The 17274-nt window shown below is 60.9% G+C and carries 12 protein-coding genes and 1 tRNA gene; 2 read left to right on the forward strand and 11 right to left on the reverse strand.

What is annotated here, in order from left to right; genetic code table 11:
- Window positions 1–46: 46 nt before the first annotated feature.
- The 8 genes from BM193_RS17180 to BM193_RS17215 form a co-directional block, all read right to left on the reverse strand.
- Entirely contained in the window at window positions 47–1624 is a 1578-nt protein-coding gene (locus BM193_RS17180; RefSeq protein WP_092798698.1) for an aldehyde dehydrogenase (NADP(+)), read from the reverse strand.
- Window positions 1621–2613 carry an AraD1 family protein gene (gene araD1 / locus BM193_RS17185; protein WP_092798699.1) on the reverse strand — a complete coding sequence of 331 codons (993 nt, stop codon included), beginning with the start codon at window positions 2611–2613 and terminating at the stop codon, window positions 1621–1623. The genes BM193_RS17180 and araD1 overlap by 4 nt, the downstream gene beginning before the upstream one ends.
- A gap of 12 nt (window positions 2614–2625) precedes the next feature.
- Window positions 2626–4368 carry an IlvD/Edd family dehydratase gene (locus BM193_RS17190; RefSeq protein WP_092798700.1) on the reverse strand — a complete coding sequence of 581 codons (1743 nt, stop codon included), beginning with the start codon at window positions 4366–4368 and terminating at the stop codon, window positions 2626–2628.
- Window positions 4369–4564: 196 nt separating this feature from the next.
- On the reverse strand, window positions 4565–5641 hold the full coding sequence (locus tag BM193_RS17195) for an aldose epimerase family protein (RefSeq protein WP_092798701.1): 1077 nt from the start codon (window positions 5639–5641) through the stop codon (window positions 4565–4567).
- A gap of 16 nt (window positions 5642–5657) precedes the next feature.
- Complete coding sequence (locus tag BM193_RS17200; RefSeq protein WP_092798702.1) at window positions 5658–6605, reverse strand: glycoside hydrolase family 43 protein; 948 nt, start codon at window positions 6603–6605, stop codon at window positions 5658–5660.
- A 38-nt stretch (window positions 6606–6643) separates the two neighbouring features.
- Entirely contained in the window at window positions 6644–7996 is a 1353-nt protein-coding gene (locus tag BM193_RS17205; protein ID WP_092798703.1) for an MFS transporter, read from the reverse strand.
- A gap of 195 nt (window positions 7997–8191) precedes the next feature.
- A complete protein-coding gene (locus BM193_RS17210) occupies window positions 8192–10858 on the reverse strand; it encodes a TonB-dependent receptor (protein WP_092798704.1) in 2667 nt (888 codons plus the stop codon).
- Between the two features lie 62 nt (window positions 10859–10920).
- On the reverse strand, window positions 10921–11166 hold the full coding sequence (locus BM193_RS17215) for a hypothetical protein (RefSeq protein WP_139176187.1): 246 nt from the start codon (window positions 11164–11166) through the stop codon (window positions 10921–10923).
- Between BM193_RS17215 and BM193_RS17220 the strand changes: the two genes are divergently transcribed.
- On the forward strand, window positions 11165–11842 hold the full coding sequence (locus BM193_RS17220) for a type 1 glutamine amidotransferase domain-containing protein (protein WP_092798705.1): 678 nt from the start codon (window positions 11165–11167) through the stop codon (window positions 11840–11842). The two genes, BM193_RS17215 and BM193_RS17220, sit on opposite strands and share 2 nt — an antisense overlap.
- Window positions 11843–12144: 302 nt before the next feature.
- Here BM193_RS17220 and BM193_RS17225 read toward each other — a convergent pair whose 3' ends face one another.
- A complete protein-coding gene (locus tag BM193_RS17225; protein ID WP_092798707.1) occupies window positions 12145–13836 on the reverse strand; it encodes a DNA glycosylase AlkZ-like family protein in 1692 nt (563 codons plus the stop codon).
- A gap of 225 nt (window positions 13837–14061) precedes the next feature.
- Window positions 14062–14137 (reverse strand) — tRNA-Arg (locus tag BM193_RS17230).
- A 199-nt stretch (window positions 14138–14336) separates the two neighbouring features.
- Here BM193_RS17230 and BM193_RS17235 point away from each other — a divergent pair.
- Window positions 14337–14900, forward strand: a complete 564-nt coding sequence (locus tag BM193_RS17235; RefSeq protein ID WP_092798709.1) for a c-type cytochrome — start codon at window positions 14337–14339, stop codon at window positions 14898–14900.
- A 180-nt stretch (window positions 14901–15080) separates the two neighbouring features.
- Here BM193_RS17235 and BM193_RS17240 read toward each other — a convergent pair whose 3' ends face one another.
- Entirely contained in the window at window positions 15081–17159 is a 2079-nt protein-coding gene (locus BM193_RS17240) for a M13 family metallopeptidase (protein ID WP_092798721.1), read from the reverse strand.
- Window positions 17160–17274 lie beyond the last annotated feature (115 nt).

The following is a 17274-nucleotide window of genomic DNA, read 5'->3' on the forward strand; positions in this document are numbered from 1 at the left end:
AAAAACGGCAATGCGCCGCGATGCTTCGCGGCCCACCGCGGCCTTTTTACTCTTTACCGAGAACACCATCCTTGCGGCGCCAGATGCCCAGCGGATTATCGTCGCGCAAGGCTTCCGGCAGCAAGTCCTGCGCCAGGTTCTGGTAGGACACGGGACGCAGGAAGCGGTTGATGGCCGCCGTGCCCACCGAGGTGCTGCGGCCGTCGGACGTGGCCGGGAACGGGCCGCCGTGCACCATGGCCGTCGACACTTCCACCCCCGTCGGGAAACCATTGGCCAGGATGCGGCCCACGCGGCGTTCCAGCACGGGCAGCAGGCGGCGCGCGTCTTCCAGGTCGCCCGCATCCATTTGCAGGGTGGCCGTCAGCTGGCCTTCCAGGCTTTCCGTGATCGCCAGCAACTGTTCCATGTCGCGGCACGCCACCAGCAAGGAGGCGGGGCCGAAGACTTCGTCGCGCAGGTCATGCTTGGCCAGGAAGGCCTCGCCCGAGGTGACGAACAGGGCGGCGGCGCCCTTGCCTTCTTCACCCGTGTTTTGCACCAGCGGCGTCACGTCCGCGTGCTGCGCCAGGGCGGCGACGCCCTTGGCATAGCTGCTGGCGATGCCAGCCGTCAACATGGTGGCGGCCGGCGCCGGCGCCAGCGCTTCGGCGGCGGCGGCGGCAAAGGCCGTGAAGTCGGCGCCTTCCAAACCCAGCACGAGGCCGGGATTGGTGCAGAACTGGCCCACGCCCATCGTCAGCGACGCGGCAAAACCGCTGGCGATCGCCGCGCCACGGGCGGCCAAGGCTTGCGGCAACACAAACACGGGGTTGATGCTGCTCATTTCCGCATACACGGGGATCGGCTGCGGGCGTTCTGCCGCCACCTTCATCAGGGCGATGCCGCCCGAACGCGAACCCGTGAAGCCCACGGCCTGGATGGCCGGATGGGCCACCAGGCCCTGGCCGATGCCATTGCCCGTGCCTGTCAACAAGGCGAACACGCCGGCCGGCAACTTGCAGAGGTCGATCGCCTTGACGATGGCGCGCGCCACCAGCTCGGACGTGCCCGGGTGGGCCGAGTGGGCTTTCAGGACGACGGGGCAGCCGGCGGCCAGGGCCGAGGCCGTATCGCCGCCCGCCACCGAGAAGGCCAGCGGGAAGTTACTTGCCGCGAAGACGGCGACGGGGCCCAGGCCGATCATGCGCAAGCGCAAGTCGGGACGGGGCGGCACGCGCTCCGGCAGCGGGCTGTCGATGCGCGCATCCGTCCACGAGCCTTCGCGCAGCAAGCCGGCGAACAGTTTTAATTGACCCACCGTGCGGCCGCGTTCGCCTTCCAGGCGGGCGCGCGGTAAGCCGCTTTCCGTCATGGCGCGCACGATCAGCGCGTCGCCCAGTTCCAGGATTTGCGCGGCGATGGTGTCCAGGAAGTCGGCACGCTCGGCGTCGCTGGTGGCGCGGAACGGGTCGAACGCGGCTTGCGCCAGACGGCAGGCTGTGTCGATCTGCGCGGCGTCCACCATGTGGAAGGCGGGCGCGATGTGCGCGCGCGCGGCCGGGTCCCACGCTTCGAAGGAGCCGCCATTGCCCTTGACGGCGACGCCGCCGATCAGTGCATCACCGGTGATGTGGAAACTCATAATGTGCTCACTTTCGCAAATGCGGTTGGGAAGATGTCGAGGCGGTTGCGCAAGGCGGGGCCGAAGGCCGGCGCTTCGATTTCAAAGGTCTCGCCCGGCGCCACGCTCACGCCATCGGCAAAGCTCAGGGTCGCGGTGCCGAAGAAATGCACGTGCACGTCGCCAGGGCGCTTGAACAGCGGATACTTGAAGTGATGGTGCTCGAGGTTGGCGATCGTGTGCGACATATTCTCTTCGCCGCTGACGAAGGCCTTTTCCCAGCGCACATTGCCGGCCGCGTCGCGCACGCGCGAGGTGCCGTCTATGTGCGCGGGCAACTCGCCCACCAGCAGAGCCGGGCCCACGCTGCACACGCGCAGCTTCGAATGGGCCAGGTACAGGTAATTCTGGCGCTCCGTCACGTGGTCCGAGAATTCATTGCCGATGGCGTAGCCGACCCGGTAAGGCTGGCCGTCGTCGCCGATCACGTACAGGCCGGCGATTTCCGGCTCTTCGCCACCGTCGAGGGCAAAGTCCGGCATGCGCAGGGGCTGGCCGCTGGCGCGCACGATGGAGCCGTCGCCTTTATAGAACCACTCGGGCTGGGCGCCGGCCGTGCCGTCAGCGGGCTTGCCGCCTTCCACGCCCAGGCGGAACATTTTCATGGAGTCGCTCAGCGATTCGGCATCGCCGCCGATCTTCTTGTGCATGGCGTCGCGCGCGCCGGCGCTGCCCAGGTGGGTCAGGCCCGTGCCCGTCACGTAGCAATGCGCCTCGTCCGCGTGGTCGAGCGGCGCCAGCAGGCGGCCGCTGGCGGCCACGTCCGCATATGCATGCGTGGTGTTGCCGACGCTGGCGTTGACCAGCTCAGCGAGGCCGACCTTCTTGCGGATGGCGTCTTGCGCCAGCGCATAGGTTGTGTTGTAGCCTTCGATGACACGGATCTGGTCATCTTGCAGCAGGCCGACGAGGCGGCCGCCGTTTTCATTCGTAAATTGCAGCAACAGCATGGGAGTCTCCGCTTAATGTGAGTGGCGCGGCACGGCGGAACCGCGATTGCCGACCAGGAAGTCGAAATCGCAGCCTTCGTCGGCCTGCAACACGTGTTCGATGTACAGCTGCTGGTAGCCGCTCTTCGGTCCGGGCGCGCTGCCCAGTGCGCGGGCCGCCAGGCGCTCGGCGATTTCCGCATCGCTGATGTCGATGTTCAGGCTGCCGGCGTGGCAATCGAGGGCGATCATGTCGCCATCTTTCACAATCCCCAGCGGACCGCCCGCCATGGCTTCCGGCGCCACGTGCAGGACGACGGTGCCGTAGGCGGTGCCGCTCATGCGCGCATCCGAGATGCGCACCATGTCGGTGATGCCTTGCGCCAGCAACTTCGGCGGCAAGCCCATGTTGCCCACTTCGGCCATGCCCGGGTAGCCTTTCGGGCCGCAGTTCTTCATGACCAGCACGGAGTTCGCGTCCACATCCAGATCCGGATCGAGGATGCGCGATTTATAGTGCTCGAAATCCTCGAAGACGACGGCCTTGCCGCGGTGCTGCATCAGGTGCGGCGAGGCGGCCGACGGTTTCAGCACGGCGCCGCGCGGCGCCAGGTTGCCGCGCAATACGCAGATGCCGCCATCGGCCAGCAGCGGGTTGTCCAGCGTACGCACCACTTCATCGTTGTAGATCGGCGCTTCGACGCAGTTGTCCCACAGCGACTTGCCGTTGACGGTCAAGGCATTCTTGTGCGGCAGCAAATCGCCTTCGCCCAGGCGGCGTATCACGGCTGGCAAGCCGCCCGCGTAGTAAAACTCTTCCATCAGGAAACGGCCCGACGGCAGCAGGTCGACGATGGTCGGCGTGCCACGGCCCACACGGGTCCAGTCTTCCAGTTCCAGGGGCACGCCGATGCGTCCGGCAATGGCTTTCAGGTGGATCACGGCATTCGTCGAGCCGCCGATGGCGGCGTTGACCTTGATGGCGTTTTCAAACGCTTCGCGCGTCAACACTTTCGACAGGCGCAGGTCTTCGTGCACCATCTCGACGATGCGGATGCCCGACATGTGCGCCAGCACGTAGCGGCGCGAATCGACGGCGGGGATGGCGGCGTTGTGCGGCAGGGACGTGCCCAGCGCTTCGGCCATGCTGGCCATGGTCGAAGCCGTGCCCATGGTGTTGCAGGTGCCGGCCGAGCGCGACATGCCCGATTCGGCCGACATGAACTGGTGCAGGGTGATCGATCCCGCCTTCATCTGCTCGTGCAGCTGCCACACGGCGGTGCCGGAACCGATGTCCTTGCCATTGAGCTTGCCGTTCAGCATGGGGCCGCCGCTGACGACGATGGTGGGAATGTCGACGCTGGCCGCGCCCATCAGCAATGCCGGCGTCGTCTTGTCGCAGCCGACCAGCAGCACGACGGCGTCCATCGGGTTGCCGCGGATCGATTCTTCCACGTCCATCGAGGCCAGGTTGCGCGTCAGCATGGCTGTCGGGCGCAGGTTCGACTCGCCGTTCGAGAAGACGGGGAATTCCACGGGGAAACCGCCCGCTTCCAGGATGCCGCGCTTGACGTGTTCGGCCAGCTGGCGGAAATGGGCATTGCAGGGGGTCAGTTCGGACCAGGTATTGCAGATGCCGATGATGGGCTTGCCATGAAACTCGTGGTCAGGTATGCCCTGGTTTTTCATCCAGCTGCGGTACATGAAGCCGTTCTTGTCCTGCGAGCCGAACCACTCGGCAGAGCGCAGGGCTACCTTCTTTTTTGTCTCAGACATGCAATTCTCCTGGTTGTGCCATGCCGGATCTAATGTCGTCAGCCCGGGCAGCGATGTTGGGATACTAAAGAATCCTGCCATGCCTTTCCAATCAATTTTTAATGCGTTCCGATATCGAAAACGATATTGGCATGCAGTAATGAAAACGCCCTGCGAGCGCGTGGCGGCAGGGCGTGGGCTAGGTGGAGGGCGGCGCTTACTCGGCGGAAAAGCGGTACACCGTTTCCGTCCGATACTCCTCACCGGGACGCAGGATGGTATCCGGGAAATGTTCCTGGTTCGGCGAGTCCGGGAAATGCTGGGTTTCCAGGCACAGCGCGCCGCGGTAGCTGATGGGGCGCAGCTTGCCGTACTGGCTGCCGTCGAGGAAATTGCCCGTGTACAGCTGCACGCCGGGCTCCTGCGTGTACACCTGCATGCTGCGGCCCGAGGCGGGATCGCGCACGGTGGCCGCCAGGTTCAGCAACTGACCTGCCTTTTTATTCAGCACGAAGTTGTGGTCGTAGCCGCGGCCGATGCGGATCTGCTCGTGCGGCAAGTCGATGCTGTCGCCGATGATGGTGGGCTGGCGCAAGTCGAACGGCGTGCCGGCCACATCCGCCAGCTCGCCGGTCGGAATGGAACCGGCATCGACGGGCGTGTAGCGGTCCGCGTTGATCGACAGCTCGTGGCCCAGGATATGGCCCTGCCCCGCCAGGTTGAAATAGCTGTGGTTGGTCAAGTTGACGGGCGTGGCCTGGTCCGTCACGGCGTGGTAGCGCAGGCTCAGCGCGTTGTCGTCGTCCAGCTCGTAGACGATGGTCACGTCCAGCCGGCCCGGATAGCCGTCTTCGCCGTCGGGGCTGCTGCGCCTCAGGGTCACGCCCACCGCGTCTTCCTTGGTGAACGGCTCCGCCTGCCACATGACCTGGTGAAACCCTTGATTTCCGCCGTGCAGGTGATTCGGCGCGTTGTTCACGGCCAGCTGATAGTCCTTGCCATCGAGGCGGAAGCGCCCCTCGGCGATGCGGTTGCCGAAGCGCCCGACGACGGCGCCCAGGTAAGCTCCATTGTGCAGATACGGCTCGATGCGCTCGAAACCGAGCACCACGTCGGCCAAGGTGCCGTCGCGGTCCGGCACGTGGATTTCGCTGATGATGGCGCCAAAATCGAGCACTTTGACTTGCATGCCCTGGCGGTTGGTCAGGGTGAAGGCGCTGACGTGGGCGCCGTCGGGCAAGACGCCGAACGGTGCTTGCGTCACTGAGACAGAAGCGGAATCAACTGAGGTCATGGCGTGGGGTCCAGGTTTACAGGGTCGATGAACGGCCAAACACGGGCATGCCTTGCGCATCCCAGCGCAGCGGCTTCACAAAGGTATGGCGGTCCGGGTTCCACAGGGGGTCGCCAACGATTTCCGTGTAGGTGCGGGCATGGTACACCAGCAACACATTGTCCCCATCGTCGGCCGTCGTAAAGCTGTTGTGGCCGGGGCCGTAGATGCCGTGCTCGTAGCAGGTGGCAAACACGGGCTCGGGCGATTTCGTCCACGCGGCGGGGTCGAGCAGGTCGGCCGATTCGTCGGCCCACAGCAAGCCCATGGCGTAGTTTTCATCCGTGGCGCTGGCGGAATAGCTGATGAAAATCTTGCCGTTGCGTTTCAGCACGGACGGCCCTTCATTGACCCAGAAGCCGCGGATTTCCCAGTCGAATTCCGGCTTGCTCAGCATCACGGGCGGGCCGCCCAGCTGCCACGGCGTGGCCATCGGCGCGATGTACAGGTTCGAGTTGCCCTCGATGGCGACATCCTTCTGCGCCCACAGGTAGTACAGCACGCCGTCGTGCGTAAACGTGGTGGCGTCGAGGCAGAAGGTGTCGATGCCGGTGTCGATCTGGCCCATGAATTCCCACTCGCCCTCGAGCGGGTTGGCGTTGGTGTTGCGGATCGCATACATGCGGTGCTGGAACAGTTTATGTTTGATGTCGCGGCTCGGCGCGGCGGCGAAATACACATACCAGGCGCCCTGGTTGAAGTGCAGCTCCGGCGCCCACACCAGTTCGCTGTACGGGCCCGTGTCCGGCTTGTGCCAGACGGCGACTTGCTGCGCATCGGCCAGGCCGGCGATGCTGTCGGCGCGGCGCAGCTCGATGCGGTCGTACTGGGGCACGGAAGCCGTAAAGTAATAATAGCCGTCGCTGTGGCGGTAGATGTGCGGGTCGGCACGCTGTTCGATCAGCGGGGTCAGTATTTCACTCATATTCACTCACTTAAAAGTAGTTAGGTCTACAACCGTCCTCACGCGGCAACAAAGCCGCGCTTGTGCATTTCCGACTTGACGCCGCTGTAGTACGCATCGCTGATGCGGTACTTGAACATCAGCAAGCCCATCAGCAAGTGGAAGAAGCCGGGGATGACCGACAGCATCAGGGCGATGCCGTTCAGGGCGAATTGCGTCTGCTCATGGTTCGGCTGGTAGTCGAAATACGACAGCAGCATGCCGACCAAAAAGCCCGCCACGGCCATGCCGGCCTTCTGGCAGACGGAGATGCCGCCAAAGGCGAAGCCGGACACGCGCTTGCCCGTCTTGACTTGACCGTAATCGATGGTCTCGGCGATGGCCGACCAGAACACGGGCGCATGCAAGTCCACCACGAAGGACAGCAGGAAATACAGGGCGAAGGCCAGCACGGTATCGCTCGGTTTGACGAAGAAATAAATCGCCAGGCTGATCAGGGCGACGCCGATCTGCGAGTAGCGGAACAGCTTGACCTTGCAATAGAACTTGGTGATCCACGTCGAGGCGACCATGGCCAGGATGGCCGCCACCACGCCCGTGGTCAGGAAGGCGGCCACTGTTTCCGTGTCGCCGCCCAGGTAGTATTTCGCGTAATAGATGGCGACGGAACCGCGCACCACGTAGCCCACCGTGCCCGTGACGCACACGCCGCACAGCACCAGCCATTGGTCATTTTTCAGCAGCACGCGCAGCTGCGCCATCAAGGACTGTTTTTCCACCACGTGGACGACCCGCTCGGTGGTGGTGAAATAGCAGAACAGGAACAGGGCCACGCCCATCACGGCCATCACGGCCATGGCCGCCTGGTAGCCGACGGCCGGGTTGCCGCCGCCCCAGCGCTGCGACAGGACGGGCACGACGATGGTGACCATGAAGGCGCCGATCTTGGCGAAGAACAGGCGGTAGCCGTTGGCGGACAGGCGCTCGTGCGGGTCGCTGGTGAGGCCGCTGATCAGCGAGATGTAGGGAATGCCCACGCCAGCCGTCATGATGGTCATCAGGATATACGTGAAATATGCCCAGATGAGCTTGGCGTCATAGCCCCATTCCGGCGTGGTGAACACGAAAAACACGCTGACGCCGAACGGCACTGCCAGCCACAACAGATACGGGCGGTAGCGGCCCGAGGCGAAGCTGTAGCGGTCGGTGATCTGCCCCATGACGAGGTCGGCGATGGCGCCCACCACTTTCACGGCCACGAACAGCAGGGCCAGGTCGGTGGTTTTCAAGCCGTAGATATCGGTATAGAAAAAGGTGATGATCAGCATCATCGACGAGATGACGACATTCAGCGCCATGTCGCCGGCGCCGAAGCCGACCTTTTCAACGGTAGATAATTTTTGCGTCTCCATGCTTTCCGTCCATTCTTTTTATGATGAATCGTGCCTGACTGCCTGATTTACAACGCAAGGCGCGTTGCCGGCCGAAACCATGGCAACGCCCTTGGATACTGCTTTTTTCACTCATGTAAAACGTTCAGGGCAAGGCGCGTTGCCGAAGACAGTACGAGGAGTACGGCGAGGCAAGGCAACGCAGCCATGGACGTTTTACATTTTCCAGCGTAAAGACAGGCCGACCGTGCGGTCATAGCGGCGCGTATCGCGCGCATATACGCCAGGGTCGTTCCAGTAATCCTTGAACTTGGTATCGAGCAAGTTATTCCCATCGAGCGTGAGGGTGAACTGGTCGTTGAGCTTGTACGACAGCGAACCGTCGAGCTGGGCGGTGGCCGCCACTTTCAAGTCCAGGCCGGGGCCGCCCTGGTTGTAGCTGTCGATGAATTTCGAGCGCCAGTTGTAGGCCAGGCGGCCCGACCACGCGTCTTTTTCGTACAGCACGACCAGGTTGTAGGCGTAGCGCGACACGCCCGTGATGGCATGGCTGCCCGTCTCGTCGTTGGTCTTGCCGCTCATGTAGGTGCCGTTGGCCTGCAAGCCCAGGCCGTTCAAGATGCCGGGCAAGCCGCCATAGAACTGCTGGTAGCCAATTTCCAGGCCCTGCAGCTTGCCGGCGGCCGTGTTGTACGGGCGGTCCACGTCATACACCTTGCCGCCGATGGTTTCGCTGGAGATGCGCTGCTGGATATAGCCGTCGAACTTGTGGTGGAACACGGTGGCGTTGACGGAACCGGCCGGCGCGAAATACCACTCCAGCGCGGCGTCGATATTGTCGCCTGTCACCGGTTTCAGATCCGGATTGCCGCCCGCGCCTGTCGCCTTCACCGTTTCCGTCGAGTTGACCAGGGCCACGCCCGGATTGAGCTGGGCAAAGCCGGGACGGCTGATGGTGCGGCCCGCCGCGAAACGGCCGATCAGGTCGGCGCGCAGCTTGATTTTTAACGCCACGCTCGGCAGCACGTCCGTGCTGGACGTGTCGCTGATGACGGGCGTATACACGCCATCTTGCGAACTGTTGCCTTGCAAACTTTGTTCCGTGCGCACCACGCGCACGCCCAAGGTACCATCGACGGGGTAGGCGCCCAGCTTGAAGGCGATCTTCGCCTTGCCGTAGATGGAATACGTTTTTTCCGTATCCTTGAAGAAGGAACCCGGATCGAGGGCGCGCGCGGCGCCGCTGCCCGTGATGGCTTCGCGCAGGGCGCCCGTATTGTTGATCAGGAAGCTGGCGCACGGCGTATACCACTGCGTCAAGCCATAGTTGGGGCCGCCGCTGGACATCGGTTCCGACAGGCAATTGAGGCCCGGAATCGAGGTCACGCTCTGGCGGTTGAACGGAAACGCGGCGCCGGACACGTCCGGTGATTCCGCATTGCCTTCAAAGCTCTTGATCGACTGCGCTTCGCGTTTCACGCCGCGCATGCCGACGCTGATTTCCTTGAAGAAGCCACCGGCGCTGGGCGTGTACGCCAGGTCGGCGCGCAAGTCGTTCGAGCTGCCTTCATCCTGGCCGTAACGGTCGAAAAAGCCCTTCAAATAATAATTCGACGGGTCTTTCAGGTCGATGCCCGTGTAGTCGACGTTCAGGGTGCCGTTCAGATTGGTATTGATGGTGGCGTTCGGCACCTGCGTGATGACGTCGAGGATGGGGTTGCGCCAGTTGAACGTACTTTTGGTGCTGGCCAGTTCCGATGTGAAACGCCATTCCGGATTGATTTCCCACAAGCCGCCCACGGCGAACTGGTGCGTCTTCGATGCGCTCTTGTTCGCCTGCGTCGACATGATGGTGTTGACGTTAGTGGAGGTCAAGGTTTGCAGCTGGTCGGTGCCGGGAATCCTGGTGGCGGACACGGGCGTGCCCCACCATGGCAAGCCGACGAAATAATCGGATTCCGAGTCGAGCAGGAAACGCGTGGCCATGCCTTCCGCGTACAGTTCCACGTCGGCGTTGGGACGCCATTGCAATGCGGCATTGGCGGTGGTGCGGCGGCGGTCGCCCTTGATCGGCAGCAAGCCCACCTGGTCCGGCGCCGTCAGGCCCGGCGAAAAGTAACTCTTGTCCACAGGCGCCGTATTGAACGCGCGTTCCTCGTGGTAGCGGTGCTGCTGCTGCGACAGGCCGAACAGCGCGCCCACGTCGCCGATGCCCGTCTTCCAGCGGTTCGAGACCATGCCGCTGACGTTCGGGTCGGTGGCTTTCGATTTGTCGCTGTACATGGCGCGCGTGTTCACGCTGGCCGTGAAGTCCTTGAAATCGAACGGCCGGTTGGTGCGCACGTCGATGATGCCGGCCACGCCGCCCTCGACCTGGTCGGCGCCCTGCGACTTGTAGACGTCGACGCGCTGCAGCATGGTGGCGGGAATGTCGGCCAGGTTGACGTAGCGGCCCGTGGTGGTGAACAGTTCGCGGCCGTTGAGCAGGGTCGTGACATCGCGCAAGCCGCGGATCATGACGGCGCTCGCCTCGCCCGAATCGCGGCGGATCTGGATGCCGGACACGCGCGCCAGGGTCTCGGCCACGTTATTGTCGGGAAATTTGCCGATGTCGTCGGCGACGATGGAATCGATGACCTGGTCCGAACGCATCTTGATCTGCTGCGAATTTTGCGCCGAACGCCGCACGCCGCTGACGGTCACGACGGACACCTCGGCCACGTCGGCCGCAGCTTGCGTACTGGCGCCAGCCGCCGCCGTCGCCTGCGCCCACACCGAGGCTGAGCTCAGCAAGCCGATACCGGCCAGTGCCGCAACAGCTGCCTTCAAGGTGAATGGACGAGGGGAAATGGCCGCGAGCGGGCCGGTGGCGCTAGACATCATGAATCTCCAGATATTGTATTGATATTTTTCTGCTGCTTGCATGTCGGACGCACGCTCGGCGTTTATCTTAGGGGCTGGACGATAATCTCTCCAATCAATTTTTCCACTGTTTCGATATCAATTTCGATATCGGCTTCGGCAGCGCTTTGAAGGTTGTAAACCGACAACGGCAAGGGCGTCACGGGCCTGTCCGACACGCAGCTGCTCAAAAAAACGGCAGCGCTGGCGTGCAGCATGAAAACGCGAACAGGACTAAGCTCAAGGCGCAGCACTGCCACCCCACCCACCGCTTGCACAGGAGTTCGCATGAACGTATTAATGGTATTGACCTCGCACGACCAGCTGGGCGACACGGGCCACAAGACCGGCTTCTGGCTGGAAGAATTCGCCGCGCCGTATTATGTGTTGAAGGATGCCGGCGCCAAGCTCACGCTGGCGTCGCCCAAGGGCGGCCAGCCGCCGCTGGACCCGAAGAGCGACGCGCCCGACTCGCAGACCGCCGCCACGCAGCGCTTCAAGCAGGATGCCGCCGCCCAGGCCGCGCTCGCTTCCACCGTGCCGCTGTCCACCGTCAAGGCCGCCGACTACGACGCCGTGTTTTATCCGGGCGGCCACGGCCCTCTGTGGGACCTGGCGGAAGACAAGGACTCGATCGCTCTCATCGAAGCGCTGCACGCAGCCGGCAAACCCGTCGCCGCTGTCTGCCACGCCCCTGGCGTGCTGCGCCACGTCAAGTCCAGCGATGGCCAGCCATTGGTGAAAGACAAGAAGGTCACGGGATTCACGAATTCGGAAGAAGAGGCCGTGGGTCTGACCAAGGTCGTGCCCTTCCTGGTGGAAGACATGCTCAAGGAAAACGGCGGCATCTACTCGAAAGGCGCCGACTGGGCCGCGTATGTGCTGACGGACGGGATCTTGATCACAGGCCAGAATCCGGCCTCGTCGGAGGCGGCGGCACAAGCGCTGCTGGAGCTTTTGAAATAACGCGAAACGTTACAGCGAGGTCATGGCGGAACACAAAAAGTGCTGCCATGAGGCCATAGTTATACAGACGAATTTACTTTCGAAGCTTTCTTCTGATTACGAACAAGGTCGCAATAGCAGCAAAAGTATTGAAGACCAACTCTTTCACGTCTTCCAGAGTGAAGTCTTAACTGACATAGTGAAGGCAAGGGTTGTGACTTGCCATTACGGCCGACCATAGTTCAGAAGAGATAACATTAAGGCAATTTCAACTATCCTCCCCATAGAATCCCCATAAAACCCCCATAACTCCCCAAAACGCCTCATAACGCCCCATTCTCACCCAAAATGTAAAACGCACCACGCTTTTCACCATGTTGTTCTAACTTACGTTCAGATTTGAGGCGTTTCAGCAAACTTTTAGCTTGCTCTCCGCTTAAACGGCACAAGTCCATGACTTCATTACGCTGAATGCGTCCATGTTGCCGAATGTAATTCAAGACCAGTTGTTCATGTTGCAGGCTGCTGAATCCCGCCTGCCGAGTGTAGGCCAGTTTGTCACCTCTTGCCCGGTAAAGAGCCGCAGATAAAGTATAACTTCGACTACGGTTGTTGCCATGTGCTTCTACTAACCCTACCTCGACCAAATGCTCGAGCGTGCGCTTGGCTTTTGCCGAGTCACGCTGAATATGTTGTGCCAATTCATCAGTGCTTAGTCGCTTCTGCTCACGCAAAGTAGCAAGTACAATAAGGCTGTCAATTGGTAAAGGCGTTCCACCCTGCTTATTTTCCTGCTCTACAACAAGTTGTAAGAATACCTCGTCGGCAGCAACCGTCGAGAGTTGCAACACGACACTATTCGCATCAGTACGACCATAATCAGGCTCTGGTCGACCAAAACGCAACATCCCACGATAAATCTTATCTACGCCACGCCCCGAGCGTTCCACGATACCAATGCGCTTCATAGCATCTGCCAATGCGGGATTGCGCGGACGTGGCTCAGTGGTCAATAGATTACTTAGCGTGACCCCTTCAACTAAGCCCCCCGGATTGCTTATTGTCATTCCCTGATCGTCCAATCGCACATGAACCGCGCCCAAGTGGTGATAATCCCGATGCACCAATGCATTTGCCACCGCCTCACGGAATGCGCCCATATCCACTTTTGGCACTGGAACGCGGAATAAGCCAATCTGAACTTCATTTTCCGGATTATAAGGACGAAAATTCGTTTCCAACCATTCCAAAGCTTTCAACAGAGGAAAGCGCCGAAACTCGTTGAATGTGACAGCCTCACGCGCCAACACCTGAAACGCTAATTCATGCGTCCGTACGAGTTCACGCAACGCGATTTCGCGTCCAATAATAAGCAAGCCGGTCAATGTTGGCACGCGCTCGCCAGAGACACTACGAGCAGTAAATCCCAAAGCGCCATCCAACGCCTCGTCATCCAGTTCCAACAGCACGCGGTCGCCACCATAGGTCTGAATGGCCTGACGCAAACGTTCACGTTCCAATGGATCGAAGTCAGCTAGTGTTGCCCCAACGACAACTTGTGCGGATGCATCGCTCAGACCGATTCGGTTAGCACGGCTACTGCGCTCATGTGGCAACATCGGCACACACTCCGGAGTGCCGTCCTGCTTCATACGGCGACGCAAATACATCCCTCTGGTAGTCGATACGTCTGAATGCAGCGACTTAGGAACTACGATACGCGCTACGTGCACACCAGAAACTGCATGAGCATCCACCGTTATCGCCAATGCTGGCGACGTTCGGGCAGCAACCAATCCAGGCAATCCAGTCAAATTCTGATGTGCAGAATGCAAACCGGTTGGCGTTCCATCATCTTCTACGCCCAACCACAATTCACCACCGTCGGTGTTAGCTAGGCATACCAGCGCTTCAATAAGTTCATCATCTGGCAAGCGCTTGAGATCGCTTTTAAATTCAACATTCAGTGTTTCCGCAAGCGGTAACACAAATGATGGCGGCGATTGTTCACTCATGCATTCCCCTCCCAGATCGCTTTCATCTGTGGCATTCTCTAAATTGTCTCGCGGCTATTCTAACGTAAGGCGCGTCTCGACCACCGTAACAATACCTACAACACCAACAAAATCTGGGCACTGGAAACGATGATAATTTGAAAACAATAAGTGGATATAGCTAGGATCGGTCTAGTTCAAGCCTCGCACTAACGACTCTGTAACTCGCTGATCTAAGAGGAAAACTGGTGCGGCTGGCGGGGATCGAACCCACGACCCTTGGCTTCGGAGGCCAATACTCTATCCACTGAGCTACAGCCGCGTAGGGGGAATTTCTGAAGTGATGCGAAGGATACCGTTTTTCTTTACCTACGTCTACGGAAACTGTCGTATCGCCGGCAATTGCATGTCACTGCTCAATTTTTGTGCCTATAATTGTGGGTTTCATAAAGGTTTACATCCAGGCATGTAAAAATGCTACCTTACACGGCCATCAGTTTCGAATCTGGACTAAGGACATCATGAGCGACGCACATAACGAACAACAATCAGCGATCAAAACGCCTAAACAATTGCTTGCCGCCGTAGCTGGCTTCTTCCTCGTCACCGTCATCGGCATCATCCTGCTGGTGCAATTTGTCACGACCCAAAAACTGACGGGGGCCGGCTCGGACAGCCAGTCGCCCGAAGCCATCGCCGAGCGCCTGAGTCCGGTGGCCAATGAAGGCTTTACGTTCAAGGATGCCAGTGGTCCGAAAGTGCTGCAGAGCGGCGAAGCCGTCTACACGGCCACCTGCGTGGCTTGCCATGGCGCCGGCGTGGCCGGCGCACCGAAATTTGGCGATGCGGGCAGCTGGTCGGCACGCCTGGCCCAGGGTTACGATACGGTCCTGAAACACGCCATCGAAGGCTTGCGCGCCATGCCGGCCAAGGGCGGCAATCCCGACCTCGACGACGTGGAAGTGGCGCGCGCCGTGGTCTATATCGCCAACGCCTCGGGCGGCAAGTTCAAGGAGCCGGAAGTGCCTGCACCGGCCGCGGCCGCTGAAGGGGCTTCCGCTCCTGCGGCAGAGCCTGCCAAGTAAGCCATTGCGCTTTATCAAGGAACCGCCCGGATGGGCGGTTTTTTTTCGCCTGGCGATAGCCTGCGCTTGTCGGTGTACGCGGCTATACCGCTGATCCGGCCTACGCCTGCGCACGCCGGGCATGAAAAAGCCGCCCGGCTTGCAGCGGGGCGGCTCGGCGTCAGTTCACCGGAACGGCTGTTACCACATGATGACGCGGTCTTTTGGCGGCAAATACATCTTGTCGCCCGGTTTCACGTCGAAGGCCTGATAGAAGCCTGGCTGGTTGCGCATGGTGCCGTTGGCGCGGAACTGGCCTGGCGAATGCGGGTCCGTTTTCAGCAAGACCAGCTGCTGGGCTTCGCGCATCTTCATGCGCCAGACCTGGGCAAAGCCCGCGTAGAAGCGCTGTTCGCCCGTGAAGCCGTCGATGACGGGGGCTTTCTTGCCATTCAGCGACAATTTATACGCTTTATAGGCGATCGCCACGCCGGAGTTGTCGGCGATGTTCTCGCCCAGGGTCAGCTCGCCATTGACGAAGTGGCCGGGAACAGGGCTGAAGCTGTTGTACTGCGCCACCAGTTGCTTGGTTTTCTTGGCGAAGTTTTTATGGTCGGCCTTGGTCCACCAGTCGCGCAGATTGCCGTCGCCGTCGTACTGGGCGCCCTGGTCGTCGAAGCCGTGGCTGATTTCATGGCCGATCACGCCGCCGATGGCGCCGTAGTTGACGGCATCGTCCGCGTTGGCGTCAAAGAACGGCGCCTGCAGGATGGCGGCCGGGAAGACGATTTCGTTCAATTCCGGATTGTAATAGGCATTCACGGTTTGCGGCGTCATGCCCCACTCGTCGCGGTCGATAGGCTGGCCCAGCTTGTTCAATTCACGGTTGTAGTTCAGCAAGTGCGAACGCTGGATATTGCCCACCAGGTCATCCGGCGCGACGTCCAGGCCCGAGTAATCGCGCCATTTGTTCGGATAGCCGATCTTGGTGGTGAACTTGGCCAGCTTGATCTGCGCCTGTTTCTTGGTGACGGGGCTCATCCAGTCGAGCTTGTCGATGCTCTGCTTGTAGGCCGTCATCAGGTTTTTCACCAGCGCTTCCATGCGCACCTTGCGCTCGGCCGGGAAATATTGCTCCACATACAGCTGGCCCACGGCCTCGCCCAGCGCGCCTTCGACGGCGCCCACGCCGCGTTTCCAGCGCGGACGCATTTCCGTCACGCCCGTCAGGGTGGTGCCATAAAACGCGAAGTTTTCATCGACAAACGCTTTCGGCAGGTAGCCAGCGTTGGCGTGCAGCAAGTGCCACTGGAAATACGCTTTCCATGTCTCCAGCGGCGTCTTGTTGGCGATCTCGGCGAAGCCTTTCAGGTAGCTGGGCTGGCTGACGATCACATAATTGACCTTGCCGGCGATGCCCGTGTCCTTCAGGTAGCGCGCCCAGTCATAGCCTGGCGCCACGTCGGCCAGTTTCGCCAGTTCCACCTTGTTGTAGGTTTTGACAGGGTCGCGGTTCTGCACATTGCTCCATTGCGCCTTGGCCAGTTCCGTTTCCAGCGCCACAATGGCTTTCGCATTGGCGGCCGCGTTCGCATCGCCGGCCAGGCTCAGCATTTTTTCCACGTGGGCCAGGTATTTGGCGCGCGTGTCGGCCTTGCCTTCTTCCAGGTAATAGTCGCGGTCAGGCAAGCCCAGGCCGCTTTGGCCGATATCGGCCACGTACTTGGTGGAATCCTTGGCGTCCTGGTGGATGCCGAAGTCGTACGGCGAAGTCACGCCCAGCTTGCTGAAGTGCGCGATCACGGCCGGCAATTCGGCCTTGTCCTGCAAAGCGGCAATCTTCGCCATCTCCCCGTTCAGAGGGGTCAGGCCCAGGCTTTCCAGCTTGGCCTCGTCCATGAAGCTGTTGTAAAAGTCACCGATCTTCTGGGCATTCGAACCGGCCGCGCGGGCCTTGTCGGCCGCCGCGCCTTCGACGATGCCGCGCAGCTGCGTTTGCGTATCGTCGGCCAGCTTGGCGAAGCTGCCCCAGCTCGACTTGTCGGCAGGGATGACCGTTTCCGCCAGCCATTTGCCATTCAGGTGCTGGAACAGGTCGTCCTGGGCGCGCACGGCGGGATTGATGTATTCAACGGCGATGCCGGACGTGAGGCCAGCAGGCGCGGCCGCCGTGGTGGCGACGGCTTTCTTGGCGGTATCGGCAACGCCGGCGGCGCCAGCCATGCCGGACACGCCAGCCAGCAAGCTCAGGGTCAATGCACTTAACAAATAACGATTCACGGTAATCCTTAATATTGTATTGTGTGAAATATAAGGGTCAGAATGCCCAAGGCTTCTGGCCCGGTTTTTGACTGTAGCATACCGGCCGAAACGACAGAAAGAACTTTGGCCGGAA

It is taken from the genome of Janthinobacterium sp. 344 (genome assembly GCF_900112025.1).
In the GTDB taxonomy this organism is placed as follows: Bacteria; Pseudomonadota; Gammaproteobacteria; order Burkholderiales; family Burkholderiaceae_D; genus Janthinobacterium.

Excerpts from the sequence above, each read along its gene's own strand:
- BM193_RS17180 (WP_092798698.1), bottom strand. The coding sequence starts at position 1,624 with ATGAGTTTCCACATCACCGGTGATGCACTGATCGGCGGCGTCGCCGTC.
- araD1 (WP_092798699.1), bottom strand. The coding sequence starts at position 2,613 with ATGCTGTTGCTGCAATTTACGAATGAAAACGGCGGCCGCCTCGTCGGC.
- BM193_RS17190 (WP_092798700.1), bottom strand. The coding sequence starts at position 4,368 with ATGTCTGAGACAAAAAAGAAGGTAGCCCTGCGCTCTGCCGAGTGGTTC.
- BM193_RS17195 (WP_092798701.1), bottom strand. The coding sequence starts at position 5,641 with ATGACCTCAGTTGATTCCGCTTCTGTCTCAGTGACGCAAGCACCGTTC.
- BM193_RS17200 (WP_092798702.1), bottom strand. The coding sequence starts at position 6,605 with ATGAGTGAAATACTGACCCCGCTGATCGAACAGCGTGCCGACCCGCAC.
- BM193_RS17205 (WP_092798703.1), bottom strand. The coding sequence starts at position 7,996 with ATGGAGACGCAAAAATTATCTACCGTTGAAAAGGTCGGCTTCGGCGCC.
- BM193_RS17210 (WP_092798704.1), bottom strand. The coding sequence starts at position 10,858 with ATGATGTCTAGCGCCACCGGCCCGCTCGCGGCCATTTCCCCTCGTCCA.
- BM193_RS17220 (WP_092798705.1), top strand. The coding sequence starts at position 11,165 with ATGAACGTATTAATGGTATTGACCTCGCACGACCAGCTGGGCGACACG.
- BM193_RS17215 (WP_139176187.1), bottom strand. The coding sequence starts at position 11,166 with ATGCGAACTCCTGTGCAAGCGGTGGGTGGGGTGGCAGTGCTGCGCCTT.
- BM193_RS17225 (WP_092798707.1), bottom strand. The coding sequence starts at position 13,836 with ATGAGTGAACAATCGCCGCCATCATTTGTGTTACCGCTTGCGGAAACA.
- BM193_RS17235 (WP_092798709.1), top strand. The coding sequence starts at position 14,337 with ATGAGCGACGCACATAACGAACAACAATCAGCGATCAAAACGCCTAAA.